We start from the raw sequence: 252 nt of genomic DNA on the forward strand, positions 1-252 counted from the left end.
GTATCATAAGCATACAGCGTATATTCTAGAAAATACTGACATGCCTGGTTTTTCGCAATCAGAGCACAGGTTAATTGTGGCAGTAGCCGATGCACATCGTTCTGATATACCAAAAGACAGCTTTAACGCGTTAGGTGCAAACAACCTTCTTGCGCAGTACATTGTAAGGTTACTTCGAGTGTCCGTTATTTTGTCGATGAGACGACAGGACGATGTTCTGCCAAATTTTGAATTAACCGCTAAGAATGAACT

General features: G+C 41.3%; 1 pseudogene. It reads left to right on the forward strand.

Features of this window, described 5'->3' with window-relative positions:
- Window positions 1–252 (forward strand): annotated as a pseudogene (locus tag R2R70_RS21825) (hypothetical protein); the annotation flags it as partial.

Origin of the sequence: Cobetia sp. SIMBA_158 (assembly GCF_046566945.1) — a bacterium.
GTDB classification, from domain to species: domain Bacteria; phylum Pseudomonadota; class Gammaproteobacteria; order Pseudomonadales; family Halomonadaceae; genus Cobetia; species Cobetia amphilecti.